Genomic DNA, 21,093 nt, shown 5'->3' on the forward strand with positions numbered 1-21,093 from the left:
GATCAGAAATCGTGGAAAACGCCGACATTCACACCACTGCGGCGGTACAGCGGGTTGGTGTAGCGGTTGGCGCCCACCAGCACGCCGGTACGCGCATTGAACCAGTGGCGCCAGGTCAGACTGGCCTCACGGCTGTCAAAATTGACCAGTTGCCGGTTGGCCGCAATCGCCAGATAACCTTCGCTGCCCCAGCCATAACGCGCAGTCACCAGGTCCTGCTTGTTGCGCCCCCACGTCAGCGCCACAAATTGTTGCTGCGTATCCACCGAGCCCGGGTTGCTGCGATTCACGCGGACGCCACCCTCGACAATCCAGGGGGCCTCGAAGTAGTAGGCAGCACCGATGGACAGGCTGCGGTCGGTGTGCCCGTCAGGGGCCTTGTAGTGGCCCACGCCCACAGAGCCGACGAGATTGCGGTCCGGAAGGAATTTGCGGTAAATCGTCGCGTCCACCCGGTAACGCGGCAGGTAAAAAGCCCCGTCGCCCACACCCAGTGCCAGTGAGCCAAACCAGTCTTCGTTGAAGGTGTAGGTGTCGCTCACGCCCAGAAATGTGCCGCTTTCGCCAAACCGCTTGTGCGCGGACAACTCGCCCTGCAGCACATGTTTGTCCACACCATAGGCGCCCTTCAGCGTCAGGTCGTGCCAGTTCCCGTAACCATTGGTCAGGTGCTGGACGCCTGTGCTCAGCTCCAGATTACGCACCGGTTCTGCACCAGACGGCTCGGGCGGCGGGGCCAGCACGTTGCCGGGCTGACCCGAGCCGCTGCCCGTGCCTCCCGTCTGTGCCGCGACAGGCGCCGCAGCACCAAGGATCACCAGCAAGGCTGGAAAAATGACTTTCAACATAAAACATCCTCAAAAAAATTGTTGCAGCTTGCAGCCAGGGCCCACGACCCGGCGCACTTCACCCTATTTGCAGCTGGTCTGCTTGTCCACCGCCTTCACACCCCGGCTGAGCAGGATCTGATAGGACGCCTCATCGCTCACCGCCCAGCGTGTCGAATGCCGCAGCGGCGTGGCCTCGCGCAGCCAGCACCCCGCGCTGACCTTGTCGTTCTGCCGTAGCGCCAGCACCGCCAGCAGACCCCATGGGTAGTCGGCCTGGCCCTGAATCAGCCACTCGGCGCGGTGAGCCGCCATCCAGTCGCGGTAGTAGGGCCGGGCATTGGCGGGCAGCAGCGGAAAGTCGAACATCAGCGGAAAAATCTGCGCCACATGGTCGGGGTAAAAAGCCGGCTTCTGGGAGCGCTGCTCGAGTTGGGTAGACACCAGAAACCGCTTGTTCACCGGGTCCCAGAACGTGTCATGAATGGCGCGCGCCAGCTTGTCAGAAGCCGCCCTTTGCTGCGGCTGCTTCAGGTGCACCTTGAGCGACCAGACTTCCAGGTTGTCCATGAACAGGCCATGGAGCACCACCGGCGAAACCATGTAAATGCCGCGCGACGGCTGGTACAGGTGTTCCAGTGCGACTTTGCTGACCTCATGGCTCTTGCGCCAGACCGGGTTGCCGGCCAGCTTGGCCGGCATGGTTTCCAGCAGCTTCATCCAGATCGCCAGCAGGGAGTCGTCGGCATCGGCCGTCTTGCAGGACACCCATTTTTTATCGGCGCCCCGGCAGAACCGGTCAAAGGTGCCGTCCGGTTTTTGCCGCGGTACCAGCCAGTTGGCAAACTTTTCAGCCGGCACCGAGATGTCCATGCCGTTTTCGTGCGCCAGCAGCAGGGCCTGCATGGCGAAATAGGGGTCCGCCGAATCACCGCCGTGCAGCACGGTGATGGCGCCGCTGTCGTCCGTGTAGCCGCCCAGCTCCAGAGGTGCGGCCGCACCGGCACACGCCGCCTGGGTCAGCAGCAACGCGCCCGTCACGCAAACCGTCCACAGTTGTTTGCACTTCATGCCTGCTTCACCATGCCGATCTCTCTGGCCCACAGGGTGCCATGCACAACCACGCCGTCTTCGACGATGATGTTGCGGGCCGTCACGGTAGTGGGCGCTTCAGGCAGTCCCACCAGCGCGCTGGCCCCGATCAGGATGTCGCTCTCGGACACCACCGGACCCCAGGCGCTGGCTTCCTTGTAAACATAAACGCGCTTTTCGCAGGTCACCGCGCCCTGCACACTGGCGCGGTGGCCGATGCTCACCCCTTCGCGCGCCTTGATGTCGCCAACGATGGTGGTCGCTGCGCCAATGGTCAGAAAGCCGGTCACGACCAGCGATCCCTGATAAATGCTGCCGGCCGGCAGCGCGCAATCACCCCGTATCAGGTACAGCAGGGGCGTCTGCTGGACGGCGCCTGGCAAATCTGCATAACTGGCAGGCGTCTGCACTGCATCAGCGGTCGGCTGCACAGGGCTGGGCTGGGCGCCAAACCTCAGGGTGGGCGCATTCAGGCGCTCGAACCAGGCCTCGTTGCCAAGCTCGATGGCGCTGCCGGCGGACACACGCCGAAGCGCCACACTGCGCGGCCCCATGCGCAGCACGCCATCGGCATGGGCCCAGTCCCTGACGGTGCTGTGTTCACCCAGATCAATGTCACCGGTGGCGTACAGCGCCGGAAAGACCGATTCAGCGCCAGCGCGCAGGCTTCCCTGCACGTACACCGGCTGCGCACTGTGGATGGGCAAGGGGCTGGTGATGCTGCTGCGTGCAATCAGCCGCTTCTCGGCCTTGCCCCAGTCCAGCTCGGTACCGGCCGCCCAATCCGGATCATCGACAAATTCGAAATCCTCGTAACCGGTGGGCTCGCCCAGCCCGAGCTTGGCCGAGACATCGGCATGCAGGCGACGGGCAAAGTGGTCAATGTCGGTGGTGTAGTTGGCCGAGATCGGCAAGGCCGCAAAATCCGTGGGGCGCAGCCACTCGCGAAACGCCGGTACAAAGGGAAGCGTCAGAAGCAACAGGCAGACCAGTGCAAACGCGGTGTAGGTGATGTAGTTGGGGTTCATTGTTCAGCGGCCTTGGAGCGGTAGCGGATGGTTTTGTCCCAGACCATCTCGCGCTTGAAAATCCTGTCGAGCAGCAGGCTCCAGACCGCGCCCGAGATGGCGAACAGGCTGACCAGGAAACCCAGCATGTTGAACGGCAACAACCTGAGGCGCCGCCGGTTGCCGTCAATCAGCACGGCGATCACGATTTCAAAAAACGCGGCAAAGTTGCCCAGCGTTCCATAAATCATCAGCGCAAAAACGGGAATCAGGGACGACAGCAGGGAACCCGCATTGAGGAAGTACAAACCCAGCGCCAGGCACCAACCGGCCAGCATGACCAGCGGAATGACGAACACAAACAGCAGCAGCAGCCCGTCAATGCGCTGTGCCGGCGTCAGGTAGGAACTGGTGGCGAACTTCCACCAATAACGTGTCATCACCTGGTTGTGGCCCTTGGCCCAGCGTGTCACCTGCTTGATGCGCACGGCCCACTCCTCCGGCACCTCCTCATAACATTCCGAGCGGTTGGTGTAGACCGTCTTCCAGCCGTTGAGCATGAGCCGGAATGTGATGTCGGTGTCTTCGGCCAACGTGTCGTCGTGCCAACCGCCCACCGCCTCAACCGCAGACAGGCGCACACCACCGACCGTGCCGCCGTACTGCGGCAGCAGGTTCATGTTCATTCGCGCCTGCTGGTCCACCTGGTAGCCGCCCGAGCGCTCCAGGTCCAGCATGCGGGTCAGCAGGTTGGCGCCGCTGTTGACAGGCACCACGCGGCCCATCACAGCGCCGACTTCCGGGTCGAAAAACGGGGCCACCAGCTGCTTGAGCAAGCCGCGGCCGGGCACGTAGTCGGCGTCAAAAATGATGGCAATGTCGCCCTCGGCAAAATTCAGGGCATCCTTCAGCGCGGCCGACTTGCCGGCCTTGCCACTGGTGCGGTGGAACGGCGAAATGCGCGAAGGGAAGCGCGCCACATAAGCGTCGATGATCTCGCCGGTGCCGTCCTTGGACCGGTCATTGACAGGAATGATCTTGAGACGGTCCACCGGGTAGTCGGTATTGAGAAGCGCCTCGATGCAGCCGGCAATGACCTTTTCCTCGTTGTGCGCGGCAATGAAGACGGTGATCATGGGCCAGCGCGCCACGGCGATGTCGATGTAGGGGTGGCGCTGCACACCGGTCAGCCGGTTCATCGTGAACATGAAGTGGCGCACGCCGTAAATCATCATGCCCACCACGATCACGAACAGCAGGGTCGTCATCACGGCGGCGGCCGGGTAGTCCTTGAACGAAGGAATCAGCGCACCCGTTGCCGGGGCCTGCGCCAGTGCCGGCCCCGCCCCCATGAGGGCGGCGGATGCGAGGAACAGTCCCACACGGAGCCGGCCCGGCCGCCGCAGGGCGGGAACGGGGCTTTCGGCGAGAAGCTTGCAAGAGGAAGGCAACATGAACATGCTCCAGTGGAAGGGTTCGGTCAGGCCAGCGCGGGGACGGCCTTGGGCACCGCGACCAGGCTGTTCTTGAGCAATGCCACGATCTGCGCGGAGGCCGTGCCGTCACCAAACGGGTTGCCGGCCTGCGCCATCCGGGTGTACGCCCCGGTGTCCTTCGACAGCCGGGTGACTTCGGAAACGATGGCGCTGCGCGTCGCGCCGATCAGCAGGGCGCAGCCCGCTTCAATGGCTTCAGGCCGCTCGGTTTCATCGCGCAGCACCAGCACCGGCACGCCAAAGGTCGGGGCTTCTTCCTGCAGGCCGCCGGAGTCGGTCAGCACCAGCCACGCATCGGCCAGCGCCTGCTGCATGCCGGTGTAGTCCAGCGGCGGGGTCAGGGTCACGTTGCTTATGTCGCCCAGCAAGGCATTGACAGGTCCCTGGATCACGGGATTGAGGTGCACCGGAAACAGAACCTGCAGCTCCGGCTGCTGGCGCGCAATGTCGGCGATGGCGTGGCAGATTTCTTCCACGTCATTGCCCCAGTTTTCACGCCGGTGCACGGTGACCAGCAAGTGGCCGCGGCCCGCACTGGAGCGCTTGACGCCGCGGTGGGCGCAGGTCCATTGCTGGGCATCAATCACGGTGTTGCCCGTGAGGTGAATGAACTCATCGGCAATGCCCTCCGTCTGCAGGGCCACCATGGCGCGCTGCGTGGGCGCAAAGTGGAACCGCGTCAGGCGGCTGATCATCTGGCGCAAGCCCTCTTCGGGAAACGGCCGGGCCAGGTTGTAAGTGCGCAGCCCGGCCTCCACATGCGCCAGCGGAACGCGGTTGTAGAAGGCCGCCAGCGCGCCCTGAAAGGCACTTTCGGTGTCGCCCTGCACAATGACAAGCGACCAGTCCTGCGCTGTCATCACGGTGTCAAGCTGCTGCCGGCAGCCCATGCTGAATGCCAGCAGGCTGCTGCCGGCGCGCTCCAGCGTGATGTCCGGGGTCACGTCGAAACATTCGAAGATCTGGCTCGCCATGTCCCCATGCTGGCCCGTGTGCAGCCACTGGACGCGCGCCCAGTCGGTTGCACGCAGCGCGTGATAGAGGGGCGCCAGCTTGATGATTTCAGGGCGTGTGCCCGAGACGATAAGAATGTTTTGCATGGGAGCTTTTCAGGAAAGGGGAAAGGACTGGCCGGGGACCCGCGCGCGGGCGCCTCAGCGCCGGGTCAAACCGGTTGTGCGCTCGCGCCCGGGCCTGTCATGGCGCCGGGGGTCAACAAGTCAACAATGACGACCAGGTCGCCGCCGAAACGGCCCACACCGAGTTCACTCATGAACTGCTGCTCCTGCGCGGCAGAATCCAGGCGCAGAAAACACAGGGCTTGCCGCTTGCCCGCCTGGCTGGCCGCCAGGATGTCCAGCCGCGCCACGGACCCATAACGCGAGCACAGCGAATGAAGTGCCGGCCGCAGCGTGCTGATGTCGGGAAAGTTTTTCAACTGGTCAAATTCGTTGTGCATAGATGCTGAGGTCCGGGTGTCTTCTGGGATGGGTGACAACTTAAGTTCTCATTGACTATAAAAAGCGCCAAGACCCGGGTGCCTGAGGCAAAGCCGCCCCTGCCTGTAGGACTCGGCCCCCGCGCCTCTGTGCGCTAGCGCACAAAGGCGCGGCCAAACACCCCCCACGCTCCCCACCCGGCAGCGGGTAACCGGCACGCACACGCTGGACGCCCCGTCCTACAAGCCCGCGCGCGGGTGGACGGCATTTTTTTCAATTTCCCGGCGCCTCATGGAATGGGCCGCTTCATTTGCCGTCCGGCAAGCGAACCCCTCATCACAGGACAACCACCATGGCACTCATCACCTACCTCGCCGAAGACAACAAGATCATTCGGGACAACCTGATCGACACCCTGGAGGAGATCGCCCATGTCAAGGTCGTGGGGCACGCGGTCACCCAGGCCGAAGCCAGCCGATGGCTCACGCTGCATGACGGCACCTGGCACCTGGCCATCGTGGATCTTTTTCTCAAGGAAGGCAGCGGTCTGGGCGTGCTGGCCGGCTGCCGCCACCGCGAGCCCTACCAGAAGGTGGTGGTGCTGACCAACTACGCCACGCCCGAAATCCGCCGGCGTGCGGCCGAACTCGGCGCCGACGCGGTGTTTGACAAGACCACTGAAATCGACGCGCTGTTGGCCTACTGCGCCGAACAAACGGCCAACGCCCACACCGAAGATGTGCAGGAGGCGCAGCGTGAAGCCGTCGCGCAGCACGGCCAGGCCACACCCACCTGAGAAAAACGGCGTTCGCTCCGCCGGGCAGGCCGTTCATCGGTTTGTTCGCTAGCGTACATACAACGCGGTTCAGACAGCCTAGACTGAGGGACTGTCTCGAAACCTCTGCCAGAGGCGCCACTCGAAGCCAGATACCGCTTCGGAGCTTTTGTTGATGGCCGTTTCACCTGATCCCCTCAAAAACGAGTTGCTCGCCGCCCTGCCTGACGCTGAATTCCAGCGCTGGTTGCCGCAACTCGAATGGGTCGATATGCCGCTGGGCCAGGTGGTTTACGAGTCGGGCAGCACCCTGAGCCATGTGTACTTTCCCACCACCTCCATCGTCTCCCTGCTGTATGTGATGGAAAACGGCGCCTCGGCCGAAATCGCCGTGGTCGGCCACGAAGGGGTGGTTGGTATCTCGCTGTTCATGGGCGGCGAATCGACGCCCAGCCGGGGCGTGGTGCAAAGCGCCGGCCAGGGTTTTCGACTCTCGGCTCAAGTCATCAAGGAAGAGTTCAAGCGTGCACCCGTGTTGCACCTGCTGCTGCGCTACACCCAGGCGCTGATCACGCAGATGGCGCAAACCGCCGTCTGCAACCGCCACCATTCGCTGGACCAGCAGCTGTGCCGCTGGCTTCTGCTGAGCCTGGACCGGCTGCAGGGCAACGAGCTGGTGATGACGCAGGAGCTGATTGCCAACATGCTCGGTGTGCGCCGCGAAGGGGTGACCGAGGGCGCGCTCAAGCTGCAAAACCTCGGCCTGATCCGTTATTCGCGCGGACGCATCACCGTGCTGGACCGGCCCGGGCTGGAACAGCGCACCTGCGAATGTTATGCCGTGGTCAAGAGGGAATACGACCGCCTGCTCCCCGACAAGCTGGCGGTCTGACACCGTTTCTTCTGCTTGCGCTGACCCCGTTCTGAGGTAGATAGATTTTCTAGCGCATACTGGGACACCGACTGGAACTGCATCTGACAGTGGCGCGGCTTTGTAAATGCCCCCGAGCAGGGGCCGCAACCCACCGGAGAGCGACTTGTCCCCTGTCGAAAATCACCTCGTCGAACGCCTTCCCCGCAGGGACCGCGAACGCCTGCTGGCCGTTTGCGAGCCCGTCGAGCTGACGCTGTCTGAAGTCCTCTGCCTGCCCGGCCAGCCGGTCCGCCACGTGTATTTTCCGACCCGGGGTTTTATCTCGCTGGTCACGCCGGTTGACGGCAGCCCGGGCGTGGAGGTGGGCATGGTAGGCCGCGAAGGCATGCTCGGCGCGCATCTTGCGCTGGGTGTCGCCACAGCGCCCTGGCGCGCGCTGGTGCAGGGCGCCGGCAGTGCCTGGCGCATCGGCACCGTCGCCTTCAAGCGCGAGCTGGCGCGCAGCCCGGCGCTGCAGCGCGGCCTGAACCGCTACCTGTATGTGCTGATGGCGCAGCACGCCGCGTCTGCCGGCTGCCTGCGTTTTCACCTCACCGGGCAGCGCCTGGCACGCTGGCTGCTGATGAGCCAGGACCGCGCCCACGCCGACAGCTTTCATGTCACACACGAGTTTCTGGCCTACATGCTGGGCATGCGCCGCGTTGGCATCACGGCCGCCGCCAGCGCCCTGCAAAAGGGCGGCCTGATCGAGTACCACCGCGGCGAACTCACCGTGCTGGACCGCCAGGGCCTGGAAGCCGCCGCCTGCAGCTGTTACGCCGCCGACCGCCGGACCTACGCCGACTTGCTGGGATAGACATCAGGCCGTTCGCCGGCCGTTCGGCTGGACCGCGCGTCCTGAGCACCGTCGAAGGGGTCGAAGCCTTGCAACCCCTGGCCCATTTGGGGGAGCGGAAATACCCGTGCTGACAAACAGCATGAGGGTCAGCCAGACCGTACGTACGCTGGCGCACAGACGATAGGAAAGAAATCCTTTACAACCAACAGCATCGGACCAAACAGCCTGCAACTTCACACCTGCATGCGATGGCATGCAATCGCCCCAGGGCACAGAGAGGCTCCCCATGACCTCATCCTCCTTTTTTCCGTGCACGCCAGGGCAGGCCGCCGGCGCACTCTGCGTGCGCCCGGCCTCTCTGCCCGATGCGGCGGCCGCCGTGGCGCCGCGCGATAACGGGCTCGCGCCCCACCCTGAGGCAGCCGCCCCCGATGCACCGTATGACGCGCACCTGGCCATCGAGCTCGCGGACTGGGATGTCCTGTTTGCGGCGGTGACAACCACGCTGCGGCGCATTGTCGGAGAACGGTTGGGGGAACTGCCCGAGGTACCCGCCCATTCGGCCGAACTGTCGGCCAGCCTGGTGCAAGCCGTTGTGCTCGACTGTGTCAGTTCGCTGGATCGCCTGCACCACGCGCTGAAGCAGGAACGCAGTCAACGTCCGACAACCTGACGCGCACTTTGCGTAGCCCGGGCCCGGGCGGCCTCTGTTAGCGTGGTGACCATGCCGGTCCCCCCTCTCCCGCCCCAGAACCTTCCCCCCGCCCCGCCCCTGCAGCCCTCGAGCCCGTTCGCGGTACTTGAGCGGGCCACCGGTGCGGGCGCGTGGATGCTGGCGCTGCCGTCGCATCAGATGACATGGACGGCGCACCTGGCCGCCATGCTGGAAATCACGCCGGAGCAGGCGCCGACCTGGGCCCACGCGCTCGATGTGTATGCGCCCGAGTCGCGCGCCCGCATGGCTGAGGCGCTGGAACGCTGCCTTGCCGACGGCACGGCGTTTGACCAGGAGGTGCAGGTCCTCACCGGGCGCGGCCAGCGCCTGTGGATGCGCTCGCTGGGCGAGGCCTTGCGCGATGCATCGGGCACCATCGTGCAGCTGTCCGGGGTGTTGAAAGACCTCACGGCCCAAAAACGCGCCGAGCAGGAAACCCAAAGCCTGACCATGCGGCTGGCCACGACGCTGGCAAGCATCACCGACGCTTTTGCCACCCTGGACCGCGAGGGCCGGCTGACCTACGTCAACAGCGAGAGCGAACGCCTGCTACGCGCCCCGGGCAAGGCACTGCTGGGCCGCAAACTCTGGGACGTGCTGGAGGGCAATGCCACGGGCCGGGTGCACCGGGAAATCGTGGACATGCTCGGCGGCGGCGCCGGCCGCGAGTTCGAGGTCTTCTGTGCCGTTGCCGAACGGTGGCTGGAGCTGCGCGCCTACCTTTTTGAAGACGGCGTGGCCATCTACCTGCGCGATGTCAGCGACAGGCGCCAGTCGCAGGAGCAGTTGCTGCTGCTGCAAACCAGCATCTCGCGCCTGAACGACATTGTGCTGATCACCGAAGCCGGCCCGCTGCACGACTCCGGCCCGCGCATCGTGTTTGTGAACGACGCCTTCGAGCGGCAGACCGGCTACAGCCCGGCCGAAGTGCTGGGCAAGACGCCGCGCATTCTGCAGGGCCAGCGCACGCAGCGCGTCGAGCTGGATCGCATCCGCCAGGCGCTGCAGCGGTCACAGCCGGTGCGCGCGGAACTCATCAACTACAAGAAAAACGGCGAGCAGTTCTGGCTGGAGCTGGACATCGTGCCGGTGGACTATTTCAGCCGGGGGCTGACACACTGGGTGGCGGTGGCGCGCGACATCACCCAGCGCAAGGCCGCCGAGGAAGAAATCGAGCACCTTGCGTTTTACGACACGCTGACCCAGCTGCCCAACCGCCAGCTGCTGATGGAAAGCCTGCGCACAGCACTGACCCACACGGAGAACCCCGACAAAACCGGCGCGCTGATGTTCATTGACCTTGACAACTTCAAGATGCTCAACGACACGCGGGGCCATGCCACTGGCGACCTGCTGCTGCAAAAGGTGGCGGCGCGCCTGAACAGCTGCGTGCGGCTGCGCGACACCGTGGCCCGCCTGGGCGGCGATGAATTTGTGGTCCTGCTCGAAGACCTGGGTGACGACCTGCCGCTGGCCCGCAGGAAGGCCGATGTCGTGGCAAAGAAGATTCTGGCCACCCTGTGCGAGCCCTGCGACCTGTCCGGCCACGACTATGACGGCACCTGCAGCATCGGTATCACGCTGATCACGCAGCACGAGAAAAGCGTGGGCGACCTGCTCAAGCAGGCCGACCTGGCGATGTACCAGGCCAAGGCCGCGGGGCGCAACACCATCTGCTTTTTTGACCCCGGCATGCAGGCGGTGGCGACAGCCAACGCGGCGCTGACCTACGAGCTGCGCCAGGGCCTGCGCAGCGAGGAATTCGTGCTGCACTACCAGCCGCAGGTCGGCCCCAAGGGTTTCATGGTGGGCGTCGAAGCCCTGGTCCGCTGGCAGCACCCGCAACACGGCCTCGTGTTTCCCGACAGCTTCATCCCCCAGGCCGAGGAAAGCGGGCTGATCCTGCCGCTGGGCAAGTGGGTGCTGGAAACCGCCTGCGCCCAGCTGGCGCGCTGGGCCGCCTGCCCGGAAACGGACAGCTTCAGCATCGCGGTCAACGTCAGCGTGCGCCAGTTCCGTCACCCCGAGTTTGTCGAGCAGGTCATGAAGGCCATCGCCAACGCCGGCATCAGCGCGCACCGGCTCAAGCTCGAGCTGACCGAAAGCCTGCTGGCCAACGACATGGACGTGACGATTGCCAAGATGGGCATTCTCAAGGACGCCGGCGTGACGCTGTCCATTGACGACTTCGGCATCGGCTACTCGGCGCTGTCTTACCTGAAACACCTGCCGCTGGACCAGCTCAAGATCGACCGCGCGTTTGTGAAGGACGTGCTGACCGATCCCAACGACGCGGCGATTGCCCGCACCATCATCGGCCTGGCGCAAAGCCTGGGGTTGGGCGTCATGGCCGAGGGTGTGGAGACCGAAGCCCAACGCGACTTCCTGGCCCGTCACGGCTGTCATTGCTTCCAGGGTTACCTGTTCTGCAAGCCGTTGCCGATCGAAGAGCTTGAAGTGTTCATGCAAGGCATGGCCAAGCCGCCGGAGGGGGCGCCGGCCTCCTGTTGATGTTTTCGCCAGTCATACATTCCACCGTTCGGGCTGCGCTGCCTGTCCTGAGCACCGTCGAAGGGGTCGAAGCCTTCCAGCCCTTCGACAGGCTCAGGGTGAACCGAGCCGGCTGAACGGCGTTGCGGCCAGATCGCTACCAAATTTATAGCTGCTTGCGCAGTACCCACCTTGGCTGGCGGCACTTTTTGCTTGAGAAAATGAAGGGGGGGGCTGGTTCCGGTGCCCGCCTCACACCTGCGCCGGCTGCGCGCCCAGTTTGAGCCCCAGCGCCTTGATGACTTTCATCACCGTCGCGAACTCCGGGTTGCCCTCGGGCGACAAGGCCTTGTACAGCCCTTCCCGCGCCAGGCCGGTGTCGCGCGCCAGCTGGCTCATGCCGCGCGCACGGGCGATGGAGCCCAGCGCCCTGCGAATCAGGCTGCCGTCACCCGGGTCTTCCTGAAGGCAAAGCTCGAAATAAAGCGCAATGTCCTCTTCCGTCTTGAGGTAGTCGGCGCTGTCCCAGCGGGAGAACTTTTCAGCAAGAAGTTTTTCAGCCATGACTCAATCCTTCCAGTCCTTAGCCATTGCAATGGCGCATTCAATGTCGGCGTCCTGCGAGCGTTTGTCGCCGCCCACCAGCAGCACGATGACCAGCGGGCCGCGTCGCGTGAAATAAACCCTGTACCCGGGGCCGTGGTCAATACGCAGCTCTGAAATACCTTCCCGCACAGGCTTGGAATCACCTGGATTGCCATCGGCCAACCGGTCAATCCGTACCAGAACACGAATCCGCGCCGACCGGTCTTTCAGGCCCAGCAGCCAGCGATCGAAGACTTCGGTTTTGATGATTTCAAACATGGCGATTGTAATCCATGGTTCACAAAAAGTCAGCCAACCCGCAACTCAGGTCAAGCGGCGCCGGACCGTTCCAGATTCAGCGCCAGCAGCCGCTGGAGGATTTCCTCGTCCGCCATGTCAGGCGAGTAGTCGGCCCAGCCGTAGGCCGTTGCCACAGCCATATCGAGTTCCTTGTGCGCCGCGTCCAGCCAGGCCGGGCGCTGGTTGTAGAGCTTGGTCAGCGTGCGCTCGGCCAGCTCTTTTTCAAAACCGTCTTTGGGCAGGATGCGGTCGGGGTAGGGGCTGACCGTCATGCCCAGCGGCACCACCTCGGGCACCCGCTGCGTCCACTCGGGCGGGTTCAGCCAGGCTTCGCGCAGGTCGTTCAGGCGTTTGGCGGCGCGGGCGATGGCGTCGGCGGCTGCACGGACCGCTCCTGAATTCATAGCTGCTGGCGCAAGCCCCTTCTGGGCTGGAGGCACATTTGACGCTAAAAGTCCGGCGGGAATCAGCGCGCCGCCTTCCAGCACTTCGGTGGTCTGGTGCGCGGTGTCGGCGGGGGTCAGGCCTTCGGGGAAGGGGAAGGTTTCGAAGCACGTGGTGGGGGTGTAGCGCGGATCGTTGCCCACACCCAGCCAGGTGCACATGCGCAGCGACCAGAGTTCGTGGAAGCGGCTGTGCAGGATGCCGAAGGTGGTGTCGTCGGCGCGGGCGGTGACATCCAGCAGGTTCATGACCAGCGTGGGAGAACTGCGCCACGCAAATATTCGGTGCTTGGCGACAACTGGAGTCACAACAAACCGGGGCACAGTTTTGAGGGCACCGCGCAACTCAAGGCGAGGACGCTCGTACAACCACCATTGCTCCCGGGTTTTCTTGTTGCGATCTTTTGCGCGCTCAGGCAACACGTGAACGCGAGCGTGCTCGAAAGGCTTTTCATACAACGCAGCGGCTTGCTCAGACAGTCCGGTCAGATCAATGACCCACGTGTCCGAGTCATGTCGCACAACGTCAGTCGCATTAATCCAGGGACGCAGCACATCGGAATTCGGGCGCTGGTTGGGATTGCCAGCCTGCCTGAGCCATTGCCTTGCAGTCGCCCCAGGCACATCAAACGCTCCGTACTTCTTGACGCCTTCAAAACAGGTAGAGACGTTTTCGACAAGCCGCTGAGCAGTCGTCAAGTCAACAAGGCTGCCATCAGCACTACCGGGTTGCAAGTCCGCGAAGATCGTTTCTACAGACTGTCCATCCAGTACCGCCATCTGAGTTGCATTCCCAAACGCCACCAGCGATACCCGCACCGCCGCCCCCTCGTTGACCCAACCCTCATCACTCCACGCTTCGTAAATCCGCGTGGTCTGGGCAATCGCATCGAGCACCGCGCGGTTCTTGCCGCCGCGAATGCTGTTGGTCGCCACCAGCCCCGCCGCACCCAGGCCGTTGGTTTCAATCGCCTTGCGTGCTTTTTCAAACCAGTAACAAACGAGGTCGGCACCGCCGGGCACGCGGCCCTTGTAAATGGCGCGCAGCGTTTCGGTGTAGTCACCGCCCAGCTCGGCGCGCATCTTCTTGTCACCCAGAAACGGCGGGTTGCCAATCACCACACTGGCCTTGGGCCACGCGGCTTCGACAGGCTCAGCCCGAACGGGGTCAGTGGTGATGAGCGCATCGCGGCACTCGATGTGGTCCAGCGGCTCCAGCACCGGGTTGGTCTTGAACTCGTAGCCGTGTTGCAGGCGCCACTGCAGCTCGCCTATCCACACCGTCACGCGCGCGAGTTCGGCGGCGTATTCGTTCAATTCAATGCCCAGCATGTTGTGCGGGCCGGTCACGAGATCGGCCTCGCGGTCCAGGCCCAGCATGGCGGCGTCGATGTGGCTCTGGTGCTCAATGTCTTTCAGCGTCTTCAGGCCCAGGAACAGGAAGTTGCCGCTGCCGCAGGCGGGGTCGAGCACGCGGTAGCTGCTCAGTTGGTCCAGCCAGCCGATGAACCTGGCCTTGGCGGCCTTGTAGTGTTTGTCACCTTTACGGGTGTTTTTGGCCATCAGCCCCCGTATTTCCTGCGCCGTCTGCTCCCAGATCTGTAGCAGCGGGCGCTTGAGCACGGGCTCAACGATGCGCATGATGGTGGCCGGGTCGGTGTAGTGGGCGCCCAACTGGCTGCGTTTGCCCGGGTCCAACCCGCGTTCAAACAAGGTGCCGAAGATGGACACGTCAATCGCGCTCCAGTTCAGCGCGGCGGCGTTGCGCAGCTCGGTCATGTCGAGCACGGTGAGCGCGGGCACCTTGATCTTCTTGAACAGGCCGCCGTTGAACCACGGAATGTCGTCGTTGCCGTACAGGCCGCCGTCACGCATGACGGTGAACAGGTTGCGCAGCCCGGTGGTGAGCTTGTCGCTGGTGAGCTGGCGGTTGTTGACCAGCCCTTCGAACATGCGGCCGGGCAGCAGGCCCACGTCTTCGGCAAAAAAGCAGAACAGGCACTGCGTGAGGAAGTGCGCCACCTCGTCGGCGTGGGCTTGTGCCTCCAACGGCTGTGTGGCCTTGTCGGGGCCGCGCTTGCGCAGGCCGTCGGCCAGGGTGGCAAAGCTGCGGGCCGCGGTTTCGGTGATGTCGCGGCTGGTTTTCTTGGGCCGGAAGCTCTCAGGGTCGGTCCAGATGCGACGCAGCAGGGCCAGTTTGTCGGGCTGGTCCAGCTCGGCCAGCGCCACATTGAAAGTCTCGGTCGGGTGGCCGGTGAACTGGGTGTGGATGCGGATGGTCAGGCGGTCGCACACCACCAGAATCGGCGGGTTGCTCAGCGCCAGGCTGTAGGTGAGCAGCTGCTTGAGCGCGGCGTCCAGGTTTTTGCCGGGCGCCTTGTTCTCCCACGCAAAGGCGCCGCTTTTGAAAACGTCGGCATAACCGGTGCGCCCGCCGATGATGGCGTTTTTTTCCTCAAACAGGTAGCCGGCCTCGCTGCCGGGTTTGGGCACGGCCAGCAGCTCACACAAGTCAATGAAGTGGCTTTGTGCGCCCTGCTCTTCGTTGAGCGCAAAGGCCGGGCCGCCGGGGCCCCACTTGGTGATGAAGGTTTGGGGGGTCATGGGTCAGTAGCCCCGCAACATGAATTCGATGGACGCTTCGGCCATGGCCTGCTCTTGCGGCCGGAGGCGACCGACGGGATGGCGCAGCAATGCCGCCGGGACAGACAGCAGGTTGGGAGTGTCCATCACATAGCTGTCATCCAGGAGGTTCAGCATGCCCTGTGCACGGCTGGCGACCGGATACCCGGGTTTGGCCGCCAGCAGGGGAATGCACCAGCGGGTGGCGGTACTGACCAGATCGCTCTGCACATCCAGGTAGAGCTGATGGCTGGCGTGCGGGTTGGGATTGCGAAAAACGTCGAAGCGCGCCATGTCAGCCTTGCAGCGCGTCTGGATGGCCGGCCAGATATTGCTGCAACTGCTCAGCGGCTGTGCCGTCTTCGGCGATGCGCTGCGCATAGGCCTCAAGCGCCGCCCTGTTTTCCAGCGCCCACTGGGAGCACTGCTCGTAGCCGCCCGGTGGCAACCAGCCATCGGCCACGACCACAGGCCGTGGTTCCGACGCCCGGTTGGCGGGCACGGCTTTCATTGGAATGAGTTCAAACCGTTCGTCGGGGTGAACGATCACGTCAAACAGGCGACCTGCAAATTTTTTACCCAGCGATATCTGGCCGCTGGCGCCGACTTCTTTAAGCATCGTGTGTCCTTAATGACTGGAGGTATGGTTGGCCGCAGCCTGCTTTTTGCGCCATTCGTACATGCGCCGGCCCATGCTGCCGACCGCCTCGTAGTGCTGGTTCATGCTGTCGATGACGCCCTGGTTTTCAGACGCCCATTGGCGGGCCAGGCGTTCTGTCTCTTGCGGGCTGCGCTCCTGCGCCGCCTTGCGCGCCGCCAGCCGCTCGGGCGTGAGCCAGCCGTCGCCGACGCGGTAGGCGCCGGGCTCTTCCTGCACACGGGCAGGCGCAGCGGCGGCCGTGGTGTCCTGAATTGCAGGCACGGCCTTCATGGGCACCAGTTCCACCCGGCCGTCGGGGTAGAAGACGACATCAAACAACTGGCCCGCGTATTTTTTACCCAGCGAGATCTGGCCGCTGGCGCCGACTTCCTTAAGCATGGCGCATCCTTTCAAACCTTCATGCCATCATGCCGCATGAAATTGTGGGCGTCAAATTCCGCCATGCCGGGGGGGGCCGTTGGAGGGGCAGGGAAAATTCAAGCCCTTATTGTTTCCAATACAGCAATATTAAATTGTATTGAATGCTATTTTTCTTTGCTATCGGCAACAGTACAGTTCATACATCGATGAGCCGCAACCAATAAACGACTCACCGAGGCTGGACAGACGGGGATCAACAAGCCCGCCATGCCCGGAAATGTTTATTCACTCTCTCTCAAGGAAATTTCATCATGAACGCATCCAAATTCTTCGCTGTTGCCGCTCTTGCCACTGTTGCCTCTTTTGGCGCCCACGCCGATGAGGCCGACGGTTCGCAATTTGCCGTCCAGTTCAACTCGACCCGCTCCGTGGCCGAAGTGCGCGCCGAAGCCGCCGCCAAAGTGACCACCCACAGCCAGGAGCCTGCCGGTTCCCGCGTGGCAGCCACGGTGCAGTCTTCAACCGACCGCGCCACGGTGCGTGCACAAGCGGCTGACGCTGTCCGCCTGGGCCAGATCCCGCGCGGCGAAGCCAGCTACATGTAAGGGCTGCCAGCCGACCGGGTTTCCGGCCGGCTGATCCCCCATCACCCGGGCTCCGGCCCTGGCAGGGGGTGAATCTTTTGAAATCGGGCTCCTCGGAGCCCGATTTTCTTTTCGGGGCCGGAAGCGGGGCGAATCACGCCCCCGACAACAGGGCCGCATTGCCCCCCGCCGCCGTGGTGTTCACGGTGACGGTCTGCTCGGCACAGAAGCGGTACAGGTAATGCGGGCCGCCGGCTTTGGGGCCGGTGCCGCTGAGCCCTTCGCCGCCGAAAGGCTGGCTGCCCACCACCGCACCGATCATGTTGCGGTTGATGTAGATGTTGCCGACATGCGCAGCCGCGGCCAGCGCCTGGGCGCGCGAGTCGATGCGGGTCTGGATGCCCAGGGTCAGACCATAGCCAAGCGCGTTGATCTGGGTGATGAGCTTTTGCGGCTCGCCGCTCCAGCGCACGATCTGCAGCACCGGCCCGAAAATTTCGTCTTTCACCTCGGCCAGGCCGGCAACTTCGAAGGCAATGGGCCGGACCAGATTTGCTACTGAATCAGGAGCTGCTTGCGCCCTGCCAGAAAGAGCTGGAAGCATTTTTGACGTGGAACCCAGGCGCTGCAGGTGGCGCTGGATGTTGTCGAACGCCTCGCGGTCGATGACCGGTCCCACGTCGGTGGAAAGCAGGGCCGGGTCGCCCGCGGCCAGCTCCTGCAGCGCGCCCTGGATCATGGCCATTACCTTGTCGGCAATGCCCTCGTGTACACACAGCAGGCGCAGCGCCGAGCAGCGCTGGCCGGCCGAACGGAAGGCGCTTTGAACCACGGCATCGACCACCTGCTCGGGTAGGGCGCTGCTGTCGACCAGCATGGCGTTGATGCCGCCGGTCTCGGCGATCAGCGGCACGATGGGACCGTCTTTGGCTGCGAGCGCGCGGTTGATGATTCTGGCCACCTGGGTGGAGCCGGTGAACACCACGCCCGCAATCCCCGGCGCCGCCACCAGCGCCGCACCGACGGTCTCGCCCGGGCCGTGCAGCAACTGCAGCGCACCTTCGGGCACGCCGGCGGCATGCAGCAGCTTGACCGCCTCCCAGGCCACGCCCGGCGTCTGCTCGGCCGGTTTGGCCAGCACCGTGTTGCCGGTGGCCAGCGCGGCGGCGACCTGGCCGGTGAAAATGGCCAGCGGAAAATTCCAGGGGCTGATGCAGACCCAGACGCCGCGTGCGGTCAGGCGCAGCTCGTTGCTTTCACCGGTCGGCCCGGGCAAGGCGATGGGCGCCATGATGCGCTCGGCTTCATTGGCGTAGTAACGCAGGAAGTCGACCGCCTCGCGCACCTCGGACACGGCATCGCCCCAGGTCTTGAAGGCTTCCCTGACCAGCAGCGCGCAGAAGCGCGGCATCTGCTGCTGCAGCGCATCGGCGGCGCGGCGCAAGATGGCGGCGCGTTCGGCCACAGTCACTTTGCTCCATTTTTGATAGCTGCTTGCGCCCGCTGTTACTGGGCCAGAGACCAATTTGGCATCAAACTCCGGGACCACAGGCACCTGGGTGTTCGCCAGCGCGGCCAGCAGGGGTGCACGCATGCTCTCGACCGTGAGGTCCAGCCCTGCGCTGTTGGGGCGGCCGGGGCCGTACAGGGCCGGCGGCAGCGGCAGGGACGACGCGGGCTCCCTGCGCAGCGGCGACGTGAGCAGCTGGTCCATGCCCACCGACTCGTCGGCGAGCTGGTGCACAAAGGAGGAGTTGGCGCCGTTTTCCAGCAGGCGGCGCACCAGGTAGGCCAGCAGGTCGCGGTGCGCGCCGACCGGCGCGTAAACGCGGCAATGAATCTGCGGGTTTTTCAGCACCTCGCGGAACACACCTTCGCCCATGCCGTGCAGGCGCTGGAGTTCAAACTGGGCTGGCGCCGCAGGCGCAGAGCCCTCACCCCTGCCCTCTCCCAGAGGCAGAGGGAGCCACGCGGGGTCAGGCTTGCCCCCTCTCCCCTCGGGAGAGGGCTGGGGTGAGGGCGCCCCGGCCGGCGAGCCCGCCATCTGCAAAATCGCCGCAATCGTGCCCGCGTTGTGCCCGGCAAACTGCGGGTAAATCGCGTCGGGTGCGGCCAACAGGGCCTGCGCGCAGGCCAGGTAAGACACATCGGTGTGGTGCTTGTGGGTGAACACCGGGTAGTGTGGCAGGCCCAGCTCCTGCGCGCGCTTGATTTCCGAGTCCCAGTAGGCGCCCTTGACCAGGCGACACATGAAGCGCAAGCGGTACTTGCGGGCCAGGGCGATGACGTGGCCGACCAGTTCCAGCGCACGCGTCTGGTAGGCCTGCAGGGCCAGGCCGAAGCCCTGCCACTGCGGCTGCTGCAGCGCCACCTGCGCGGCCAGCGCCTCAAAGACGTCCAGCGAGAGCTCGAGGCGGTCCACCTCTTCGGCGTCGATGGTGAGGTTGATGTTGGCGCGCGCCGCCAGCGCGCACAGGCCCCAGACGCGCGGCACCAGTTCGGCCAGCACACGCGCATGCTGCGCGTCCTCGTAACGCGGGTGCAACGCGCTGAGCTTGATGGAGATACCGTCATTTTGCTCGCAGGCGACCGCCGGATCTGCGCGAGCAGCTATGGATTCAATAGCGTTTGTATAACTGGCCAGGTAATGCAGCGCGTCGGCATCGGTACGCGCACCCTCGCCCAGCATGTCGTAGCTGAACCTCAGATTCGCCGTTTTCCTGCGCGCACTGTCGGCCTCGCCCATGGCGTCACCTATCGTCTGACCCAGCACAAACTGCCGGCCCAACAGTTGCACCGCGCGCAAGGTGGCGGCCACCACGGTGCGCGCGCCGAGCTTGCTCATGAGGCTGCTCTGGCCGTCCTCCGGCAGAAATTTCTTGGACATCGCAATGGCCGAGGCCGACAGGCGCGCCATCATGGCGTCGCTGGCGCCTTCAAAATCGGCGCGGCCGAGCTGGTCGGCGGTCAGGGCAATCGCCGTTTCGGCATCGGGCACGCGCAGCAGGGCTTCGGCCAGGCGCATCAGCGCCAGGCCTTCGGCGCTGGAAATCGGGTATTCCTTGAGCAGGCTTTCCATGGCCCAGAAGGGCGGCGGGTGGTTGCGCACCGCCTGCACCCAGGGCCGGGCCAGGGGCGTGGCGGCCGCCCAGTCCAGCGCCCCGGCCAGCGCCTGCAAATGATTGGTAACGATGTCGGCCTCGGGCCGGTAGGGAAAGGGAAGGCGGGGCTGCTGCAACATGAAAATCTCCGAAACCTGGTGAATAACGCCATGTTGTCTTGATAACAAAAGAATTTCCCGCTAAATTTGACCTGACAATCCGAATAAATCACCACCCATGCTTGACCTATCCCCCGACATTGACCGCATCGACCTGAAAATCCTGAGCGTGCTGCAGCAGGACGGGCGCCTGTCCAACCTCAAGCTGGCCGAAGCGGTGGCGCTGTCGCCCACGGCCGTGCTGGCGCGTGTGCAGCGGCTCACACGCGACGGCTACATCCTGGGCTACGAGGCGCGGCTGAACCCGCTCAAGCTGGGCGCGGGCATGCTGGTGTTTGTCGAGGTGCTGCTGGACCGCACCACGCCGCACGTGTTCGAGGCCTTCAAGGCTGCGGTGCAGGTGTACCCGCAGATCATGGAATGCCACATGGTGGCCGGCGGTTTTGACTACCTGCTCAAGACCCGCATGGCCGACATGGCGGCCTACCGCGACTTTGCCGGCAACGCGCTCTGGCAGTTGCCCGGCGTGCGCGAAACCCGCACTTACGCGGTGATGGAAGAGGTCAAGAACACCACCCAGCTGGCCCTGGGTGTGTGAGGACGGCAACAGCGGCGATGCCTGCGCGCGACAATTTGCGGCGTTTTTCCCGATAGTTCATGCCTTGACGACAAATCGCGTTGTCACCGCCGCCCATTTGGACTAAGTTGGCTTCGGACGGGTTCCGCCTGGCACAGGCGAGCCGTCCGCATCGTGCAACAACGCGG

At 64.1% G+C, this 21,093-nt stretch carries 20 protein-coding genes; 7 read left to right on the top strand and 13 right to left on the bottom strand.

What is annotated here, in order from left to right; translation table 11 throughout:
• Positions 1-2: 2 nt before the first annotated feature.
• The 6 genes from PSV26_RS20875 to PSV26_RS20900 form a co-directional block, all read right to left on the bottom strand.
• On the bottom strand, positions 3-848 hold the full coding sequence (locus PSV26_RS20875; RefSeq protein WP_300573730.1) for a YaiO family outer membrane beta-barrel protein: 846 nt from the start codon (positions 846-848) through the stop codon (positions 3-5).
• 63 nt (positions 849-911) lie between these two features.
• Entirely contained in the window at positions 912-1,898 is a 987-nt protein-coding gene (locus PSV26_RS20880; protein WP_300573733.1) for a hypothetical protein, read from the bottom strand.
• Positions 1,895-2,947 carry a polymer-forming cytoskeletal protein gene (locus PSV26_RS20885; RefSeq protein ID WP_300573736.1) on the bottom strand — a complete coding sequence of 351 codons (1,053 nt, stop codon included), beginning with the start codon at positions 2,945-2,947 and terminating at the stop codon, positions 1,895-1,897. The genes PSV26_RS20880 and PSV26_RS20885 overlap by 4 nt, the downstream gene beginning before the upstream one ends.
• Positions 2,944-4,380 (bottom strand): glycosyltransferase family 2 protein, encoded by a 1,437-nt coding sequence (locus PSV26_RS20890; RefSeq protein ID WP_300573739.1) that lies wholly within the window; start codon positions 4,378-4,380, stop codon positions 2,944-2,946. The genes PSV26_RS20885 and PSV26_RS20890 overlap by 4 nt, the downstream gene beginning before the upstream one ends.
• A gap of 26 nt (positions 4,381-4,406) precedes the next feature.
• Positions 4,407-5,522 (bottom strand): non-hydrolyzing UDP-N-acetylglucosamine 2-epimerase, encoded by a 1,116-nt coding sequence (gene wecB, locus PSV26_RS20895; protein WP_300573742.1) that lies wholly within the window; start codon positions 5,520-5,522, stop codon positions 4,407-4,409.
• A 65-nt stretch (positions 5,523-5,587) separates the two neighbouring features.
• Positions 5,588-5,881, bottom strand: coding sequence for a hypothetical protein (locus PSV26_RS20900; protein ID WP_300573744.1), 294 nt, complete (start codon positions 5,879-5,881; stop codon positions 5,588-5,590).
• A 332-nt stretch (positions 5,882-6,213) separates the two neighbouring features.
• Between PSV26_RS20900 and PSV26_RS20905 the strand changes: the two genes are divergently transcribed.
• From PSV26_RS20905 to PSV26_RS20925, 5 genes are all read left to right on the top strand, one after another.
• Positions 6,214-6,657, top strand: a complete 444-nt coding sequence (locus PSV26_RS20905) for a response regulator (RefSeq protein ID WP_300517063.1) — start codon at positions 6,214-6,216, stop codon at positions 6,655-6,657.
• Positions 6,658-6,811: 154 nt separating this feature from the next.
• Entirely contained in the window at positions 6,812-7,528 is a 717-nt protein-coding gene (locus PSV26_RS20910) for a Crp/Fnr family transcriptional regulator (RefSeq protein WP_300517060.1), read from the top strand.
• Positions 7,529-7,673: 145 nt separating this feature from the next.
• On the top strand, positions 7,674-8,366 hold the full coding sequence (locus PSV26_RS20915; RefSeq protein WP_300517058.1) for a Crp/Fnr family transcriptional regulator: 693 nt from the start codon (positions 7,674-7,676) through the stop codon (positions 8,364-8,366).
• Between the two features lie 268 nt (positions 8,367-8,634).
• Positions 8,635-9,021, top strand: a complete 387-nt coding sequence (locus PSV26_RS20920; protein ID WP_300573747.1) for a hypothetical protein — start codon at positions 8,635-8,637, stop codon at positions 9,019-9,021.
• Positions 9,022-9,072: 51 nt separating this feature from the next.
• Positions 9,073-11,574: an EAL domain-containing protein gene (locus PSV26_RS20925; protein WP_300573750.1), complete on the top strand. Its 2,502-nt coding sequence runs from the start codon at positions 9,073-9,075 to the stop codon at positions 11,572-11,574.
• 231 nt (positions 11,575-11,805) lie between these two features.
• Here the strand turns inward: PSV26_RS20925 and PSV26_RS20930 are convergent, their stop codons facing one another.
• From PSV26_RS20930 to PSV26_RS20955, 6 genes are read right to left on the bottom strand one after another with little or no spacing between them, the layout of a single operon-like run.
• Positions 11,806-12,117, bottom strand: a complete 312-nt coding sequence (locus PSV26_RS20930; protein WP_300573753.1) for an addiction module antidote protein — start codon at positions 12,115-12,117, stop codon at positions 11,806-11,808.
• A 3-nt stretch (positions 12,118-12,120) separates the two neighbouring features.
• Positions 12,121-12,417, bottom strand: a complete 297-nt coding sequence (locus PSV26_RS20935; RefSeq protein WP_300573756.1) for a type II toxin-antitoxin system RelE/ParE family toxin — start codon at positions 12,415-12,417, stop codon at positions 12,121-12,123.
• A 50-nt stretch (positions 12,418-12,467) separates the two neighbouring features.
• Positions 12,468-15,485 carry a DNA methyltransferase gene (locus PSV26_RS20940; protein WP_300573758.1) on the bottom strand — a complete coding sequence of 1,006 codons (3,018 nt, stop codon included), beginning with the start codon at positions 15,483-15,485 and terminating at the stop codon, positions 12,468-12,470.
• A gap of 3 nt (positions 15,486-15,488) precedes the next feature.
• On the bottom strand, positions 15,489-15,797 hold the full coding sequence (locus tag PSV26_RS20945) for a CcdB family protein (RefSeq protein WP_300573761.1): 309 nt from the start codon (positions 15,795-15,797) through the stop codon (positions 15,489-15,491).
• Position 15,798: 1 nt separating this feature from the next.
• Positions 15,799-16,122, bottom strand: a complete 324-nt coding sequence (locus tag PSV26_RS20950; RefSeq protein WP_300573764.1) for a hypothetical protein — start codon at positions 16,120-16,122, stop codon at positions 15,799-15,801.
• A 9-nt stretch (positions 16,123-16,131) separates the two neighbouring features.
• Positions 16,132-16,542, bottom strand: coding sequence for a hypothetical protein (locus PSV26_RS20955; protein WP_300573767.1), 411 nt, complete (start codon positions 16,540-16,542; stop codon positions 16,132-16,134).
• A gap of 293 nt (positions 16,543-16,835) precedes the next feature.
• On the opposite strand from PSV26_RS20955, the gene PSV26_RS20960 reads away from it, so the two are divergent.
• Positions 16,836-17,129, top strand: a complete 294-nt coding sequence (locus PSV26_RS20960; protein WP_300568774.1) for a DUF4148 domain-containing protein — start codon at positions 16,836-16,838, stop codon at positions 17,127-17,129.
• Positions 17,130-17,262: 133 nt separating this feature from the next.
• Here PSV26_RS20960 and PSV26_RS20965 read toward each other — a convergent pair whose 3' ends face one another.
• Positions 17,263-20,349 (bottom strand): L-glutamate gamma-semialdehyde dehydrogenase, encoded by a 3,087-nt coding sequence (locus PSV26_RS20965; RefSeq protein ID WP_300573770.1) that lies wholly within the window; start codon positions 20,347-20,349, stop codon positions 17,263-17,265.
• 97 nt (positions 20,350-20,446) lie between these two features.
• On the opposite strand from PSV26_RS20965, the gene PSV26_RS20970 reads away from it, so the two are divergent.
• Complete coding sequence (locus tag PSV26_RS20970) at positions 20,447-20,926, top strand: Lrp/AsnC ligand binding domain-containing protein (protein WP_300517035.1); 480 nt, start codon at positions 20,447-20,449, stop codon at positions 20,924-20,926.
• Positions 20,927-21,093 lie beyond the last annotated feature (167 nt).

This window comes from Polaromonas sp. (assembly GCF_029945685.1).
Classification (GTDB): domain Bacteria; phylum Pseudomonadota; class Gammaproteobacteria; order Burkholderiales; family Burkholderiaceae_C; genus Polaromonas.